Genomic DNA, 6,107 nt, shown 5'->3' with positions numbered 1-6,107 from the left:
ATGACGACCGCGTCGGCCTCCCAGGAGTCCCACAGTTGGTTGACGACGTCGAAGTACTCTTCGGCGACGTTGTAGCGCTCGTCGTGCTCGGGAAGTCCTTCGAGTCCGAAGTTCTGGGCGGCGCGGTCCTCGGCGGAGGAGACGATGTTCCAGCCGAACCGGCCTTGGGCGATCGAGTCGACGGTGGAGCAGGCGCGGGCCAGCAGGTACGGCGGGTAGAACGAGGTCGACATCGTCGCCACCACGCCCATCCTGGACGTGTTGGCAGCGACCAGAACGGCCAGCGGGACCGGGTCCTGCTTGGGCGCGAAGACGGCGTTCTTGAGCGACCCCTCCATCGTGCCGCCGTACGCGTCGGCCACCATGACGGTGTCCTCGATCATCATGAAGTCGAAGCAGGCCCGCTCCATCGACCGGGCCATGTCGACGTGGAACGTGCCGTCGGCCCAGTTCTTCACGTCCGGGGAGGCCCACTCGGACTGCCAGTCCGGCGGCGTGAAGTTCATGAACCAACCCAGGTGGAACATCTTCATCATGTGCGTCTGCCTGCCTTTCCTGCTGTCTCTGCTGTCTCCGCCGCGAATGACATCGCCGGGCTGTTCGGCACCGCGCCATTGCGTGCCTCGGTCCGTGGTGACCTCATGACATCCCGCCTCGATGTCACGTCGAAGGCGCCGTGATAGCGCATGCATTGCGCCGCTGCGACCGTGGTTCGCCTCTCGGGCCGACGGGGTGACACACGCCCAGTCATCCCTCGTTCGCGGGGTGCATGGTGAGATGACACGAGGCGGCCCGACCCCCGCGGCCGTCGATGGAGTAGAGGAATGGCGCCTCGGCGGAGCATCGGTCGATCCGCTCGCGGCAGCGCGGGTGGAACGAGCAACCCGACGGCACGGAAAGCGGGCTTGCCGGCTCGCCCGGCAGTCGCACGGGCGCGGCCCCAGGGGTGGGGATCGCGGCGAGCAAGGCTTTGGTGTAGGGGTGCTTGGGGGAGGTGATGACATCCTCGGTCGGCCCCAGCTCGACGATCTGTCCGAGGTACATCACCGCGGTGCGGTCGGAGATGAAGCGCGCAGCGGCCAAATCATGGGTGACGAACATGACGGCCATCCCGAGCTCGCGCCGCAGGTCTTGAAGCAGGTTGAGCACGGACGCGGCCAGGGAGGCGTCCAGAGCGGAGGTGGGCTCGTCGCACAGCAGCAGCTTCGGAGGGACGATGACGGCCCTGGCGAACGCGACCCGCTGGCGCTGACCTCCCGAGAGCAGGCCCGCCTTGATGCCGGCCACGTCCGGGGGAAGCCCCACCTGGCGCAGTGCCCGGTCGACCAGCTCCCGGCGGTCTGCCCTGCTGGTCTGCTTGATCAGCCGCTCGCCCACGATCTCGCCCACCGTCAGCCAGGGTGTGAGCGAGGCACCGGCGTCCTGGAACACCATTTGGGGCCGGCCGCCGAGTCTCTCGACGGTTCCGCCGTCGGGCGCCATCAGCCCTGCGACGACACGGAGCAACGTCGATTTCCCCGACCCGGACTCGCCCACAACGGCCATCGACTCGCCGGGAGCGATCTCGAGGATCACATTGCGCAGCGCGTGGAGCTGGTCCTTCTTGAGCAGCCCGCGCCTGACCGTGAACCGCTTGTCGACGCCGTTGATCCGCAGCGCGGGAGCGTCGTCGTCGACCTCGGCCATGGGTCGGAACGGCGGCGCGGCGGCGATTATCGCCTCTTGCCTCGTCGCTCCGGGCACGATGCAGGCCGCGACACCCGAGTGCGTGGACGCACGGCTCAGCACCGGCAGCGTTTCGGCGCATTCATTGGTGGCCGCCGAGCACCGGAGGGCGAAGGCGCAACCACGCGGATGTGCCCGAGGGTCCGGAGGTTCACCCGGGAGCGCCGGGATCGGCCGGCCGGTCGGCAGGTCGAGATCCAGCCGGGCGTTCAGCAGGCCCACGGTGTAGGGGTGTGACGGCGCTCGCAGGACCTCGTCCTTCTTCCCGACCTCGGCCACCCGACCGCCGTACATGACCGCGATCCGGTCCGCCACCTGTGAGGCCACGCCGATGTCGTGAGTGACCAGGACGAAGGATGTGCCGAGTTCGTCGCAGAGGTCGCGGATGAGCGCGAGGACCTGAGCCTGCACCGTCACGTCGAGTGCCGTGGTGGGCTCGTCCGCGATCACCAGGTCGGGCTTGCCGGCGACCGCCATGGCGATCATCACGCGCTGCCTGAGCCCACCCGACAGCTCGTGGGGGAACGCCTTCATCCGCCGCGCGGGGTCCGGGATCCCGACGAGGTCGAGAAGCCGGAGCGCCTCCTCCTCGGACCCGGCCGCCTCCACCACCTGGCGACCGACGCGCATCGTGGGGTTGAGCGAGGTCATGGGGTCCTGGAACACCGCGCCGAGGTGCAGCTTGCGCATGCGGCGCCGTTCCTCGTCCGACGCGGACACCATGTCGACGCCGCATACCTCGGCCTTTCCGGTGACCACGGGCATCGGGTCGCCCGCGAGCAGCCCGAGGAGGGCCAGACTCATCACGCTCTTGCCCGAGCCGGACTCCCCGACGACGGCGAGGATCTCGCCGGGGTGGATGTCGAGGGTAACGCCGCGCAGCGAGTGGACGGGCACCCCTCCACGCCTGAAGGTGACTGTGAGGTCCTCCACCCGAGCGCGTGTTGCGGTGAGTGGTTCGGCGAGTGCTGCGGCACTGCCCGAATAAGTGCTGGTGCTGGTCATCGTTCATGCCTTCCTCAACCTGTTGGCGGTGACGATGGAGGTGAGGTGGGAGTTCTGCTCCAGCCCCTCCAGGTACGTGTGCACGTGAGGCGCCGCTACCGGCTCAGACCCGTTTGATCTTGGCCGAGTTGAAGATGTAGGGGAGGTACGAATCGAGCTCGACGCCGCTGATGCCGGAGTGGGTGACGAAGTTCTGCGGGATACGGCACAACGGGACAAACAAGGCGTCGTCTGCGATGATCTTGGTGATCCTGAGGTAGACGTCGTTGGTCTTGTCCTCGGTGCCCTTGGTGATCGCCTCGTCCATGAGCGCGTCCACCTTGGGGTTGCTGTACTGGTACGCGTTCAGGGGCTTCGCGCCGGTGCGCAGGAAGATCCGCAGCGCGGTGTCCAGGTGCAGCGCGTCACCCCCCATCGTTCCCAGGATCATGTCCGGCCGCTTGGCAGCCGGCTGGTTGCACAGGTCGAACCACTCCGCCGAGGGCATCGCCCGGATGGTGATCTTCAGCCCGGTCGGGGCGAGCTGGGACTGGATGAGTTCGGCCATCTGCTGGGCCGGTGCGCCGTTGGACGACACCCAGGCGAAGTCGACCTTCTTGTCCGACAACGAGGCGACCTTCTTGGTCAGCGGACCGAGGTCGACCTCCGGGGCGAAGGGCGCAAGGCCGTCGGGGAACATGTTCTCCGGCCAGAAGTTCTTCTGGACCGTGGTGAGCCCCTGGAATGACGTCTTGACGGCCGTGGCGCGGTCGATGGCGGTCATCATCGCCTGCCGCAGGGACTTGTCGCTGAACAGTCCCGCGTCAGGGTTCATGTAGAGCGACATCATCGATGCGCCGGTGGTCGTCGTGACCGAGTACTCCTTGCTCTTCTTGTACCTGAGCACGTCGGCGATGGCGAACCCATGGCTGACCAGGTCGAACGCACCCTGGTCCAATTGGAGCTTCTGGGTCGCGATCTCGGGGGTGACCTCGATCCGGATCGTCTTGAAGTAAGGCTGCTTGCCCCAGTAGCCGTCGAACCTTTCCAGGACGTAGTGGCTTGCCGGCACGAACTGCTTCATGACGTAGGGGCCGGTGCCCGCGTCGTGGGTCTTGAGCCACTTCTGGGCCAGGTCGCCGCTCGCCTCGTGCTTGGCGACCGCCGTGGGGCTGGTCGCCAGCATCTTCCACGGGCAGGCCGCGTAGTGGAGGAAGGCGTTGTTGGGCTCCTTGAGCTTGATGACGAGGGTGGTCGCATCCTTCGCCTCGGCCTTCTCCATCCCTTTCACCATGTAGGCCGGCCCCTGGTTGACTGCGGCCCGGCGCTTGAAGCTCTTCACCCACGCCTCGGCGTCGGCGGGTGTCCCGTCGTGAAACTTCACGCCCGGCTTCAGCAGGAAGGTATAGGTCAGCTGGTCGTCGGACACCGTCCAGGATTCCGCCAGCTGCGGGACTATCTCGGGAGTACCGGGCTTGTAGGTGACGAGGCCGTCGTAGCACGCGAGCATGACCTGGACCCCCTCGCCCTCGTACATGATGTCCGGGTCGGGGACCTGCATGTCCTGCAGGAACGGCATGCGCAGGGTGAGGTTGCCCGCGCCGTCCTCGGTGGCCCCATCGCCACACGCCTGGAGCAGGCTCATCAGGCTGACGCTGCCGAGCGTGATGCCGCCTGCCTTGAGCAAGTTGCGACGGCTCAGCTGGATGCGCGGCTCCGGGCTGCGCTGGTCTTCGGTCTTGGTGGACAAGGGGTCCCTCCTACGACGGGGGCTCAGAGAGCGTTTGGATGGTGCGGTGAGGAAGGGGTGGAGGCGTTGGGCCGGTCTCCACGCTGTTTGAGCAGGATCAAAGCGGCGGTGTGTGACACCGCAGCGTCGTCATCGTGGCTTTCCTATTGCGCCTGGTTCGTGACACATGAGGTCTGTGTAACGAAAGCCGCCGATGCCATGAGGGCGCCCGGAAGAGCCAGGTACGGGCGTCACAACGGTGGGCTCGGGCACGCCGTCTGTCTCGGCGGGCAGCCCCTGACCAGGGGTACTCAGGCCCCGGAAGAGGGGCGGAGGGCAGTCTCCGGGGCGGCTGACAGCAGGTCACGCAGGCGCAGCACGACCGTCACCACCGCAGCCATCCCGACCAGGGAGGACAGCATCAGGGCGTTCCTCGTGCCGAGCAGCTCGGCACCCGCTCCGATCGCCACCATCCCGAGCGGCAGCGCGCCGATCGCGGTGCTGAGCACCCCGAGAGCGGCGCCGCGTTCGGTGTCGTGTGCGGACTCGATCGCGAGGAGACTCTGCATGGACCCGAACCCGCCCTGGCCCATCCCGGCCACGAACAAGGCGAGGAACGCGAGTCCGAACAGAGGCGCGGTGGAGAAGCAGAACAGGCCGAGCAGAGCAACCATCGAGCCGACCGCGAAGACCAGCCCGTGCCGGTGGATGGGCCGGGTGCTCAGGACGATTCCGCAGAGGATCTGGCCGCAGCCCGCAGCGGCGCCCAGGGCGCCGGCGAGCACGGCGTCGGTGGAGAACTCATCGGCCACGAGAGGTACCAGCGGGATGTAGCCGAACATGAACAGGTTCATCGCCACGGTCACACCCAGAGTGGCCAACAGGCGCCTGCTGCGCCGGGCAAGCCCGATGCTGGCGGCGGCCTGCGCGGCGATCGACACGCGCGCATCGGGGTCGCGCGGGGTGGCGTAGCGAGGACTGGGGACCAGCCACAGCAAGGCCGCTGAGATGCAGAGCAGTACGCCCATCCCTGCGAATCCCGCCCCCATGCCGACGTGGTCGATGAGCGCACCACCACCGAGCGTGCCGAACATGGCCGACCCTGCCTGTGCAGTGGACTCGATCGTCATCGCCTGCCCGCCGAAACGCGGACCTACGGTCTCGAAGATGAGGGGGCGCTGCGCGGTCATGTTCACCAAGCCGCCGATTCCCAGCGCGAACATGAAGGGGAAGGTCATCCAGATCTCGACCCGTCCGGACTGGACGAGTCCGAACATCGCGAACTCGATGGGGATCAGCACCAGTTGGACGCGACGGACGAGTTTGCGGCGATCCAGCCGGTCGCTGATCACCCCGGCCACGAAGCCACCGGCGAGCATCGGAGCGAAGATGAGCGCGCCGACAACCTGGTTGAGGATGGGCGAACCGGACAGCTGGACCAGCAGGTAGCTCGTGGTGAACAGGCCACCCCACCGCGTGGTGTGCCAGATGAAGGAGCTCACGCAGAGGTAGCGGTAGCCGGGAACCTGGAACAGCGCCCGCAACGAGTTCGGCGGCGCGGGATCGGCCGGGTGCGGGGTGGATCGTGCTTCGTCCGTGGTCATCCGGTGTCCACCGCCCGTTGGATTTCCGCGCGTTCGACCGGGGACCGGGGCACCGCCCAGGACGC

4 protein-coding genes are annotated in these 6,107 nt (G+C 67.3%); all 4 read right to left on the bottom strand.

Features of this window, described 5'->3' with window-relative positions; translation table 11 throughout:
* A partial coding sequence (locus tag ACI2LP_RS28755) for an LLM class flavin-dependent oxidoreductase (RefSeq protein ID WP_404727443.1) occupies positions 1-527 on the bottom strand: 527 nt, incomplete at its 3' end.
* A gap of 220 nt (positions 528-747) precedes the next feature.
* Positions 748-2,730: a dipeptide ABC transporter ATP-binding protein gene (locus ACI2LP_RS28750; RefSeq protein WP_404727442.1), complete on the bottom strand. Its 1,983-nt coding sequence runs from the start codon at positions 2,728-2,730 to the stop codon at positions 748-750.
* A gap of 103 nt (positions 2,731-2,833) precedes the next feature.
* On the bottom strand, positions 2,834-4,459 hold the full coding sequence (locus ACI2LP_RS28745; RefSeq protein ID WP_404727441.1) for an ABC transporter substrate-binding protein: 1,626 nt from the start codon (positions 4,457-4,459) through the stop codon (positions 2,834-2,836).
* 290 nt (positions 4,460-4,749) lie between these two features.
* The gene (locus ACI2LP_RS28740; RefSeq protein WP_404727440.1) at positions 4,750-6,042 is read right to left on the bottom strand and encodes an MFS transporter; all 1,293 of its coding nucleotides are present in this window, start codon (positions 6,040-6,042) and stop codon (positions 4,750-4,752) included.
* Positions 6,043-6,107: the final 65 nt, after the last annotated feature.

The organism is Streptomyces sp. NPDC019890, from assembly GCF_044903445.1.
Lineage (GTDB): Bacteria > Actinomycetota > Actinomycetes > Streptomycetales > Streptomycetaceae > Streptomyces.
Note: the sequence above shows the minus strand (reverse complement) of the source record. Positions and strands in the feature narration are given on the sequence as shown.

Excerpts from the sequence above, each read along its gene's own strand:
- ACI2LP_RS28740 (WP_404727440.1), bottom strand. The coding sequence starts at position 6,042 with ATGACCACGGACGAAGCACGATCCACCCCGCACCCGGCCGATCCCGCG.
- ACI2LP_RS28750 (WP_404727442.1), bottom strand. The coding sequence starts at position 2,730 with ATGACCAGCACCAGCACTTATTCGGGCAGTGCCGCAGCACTCGCCGAA.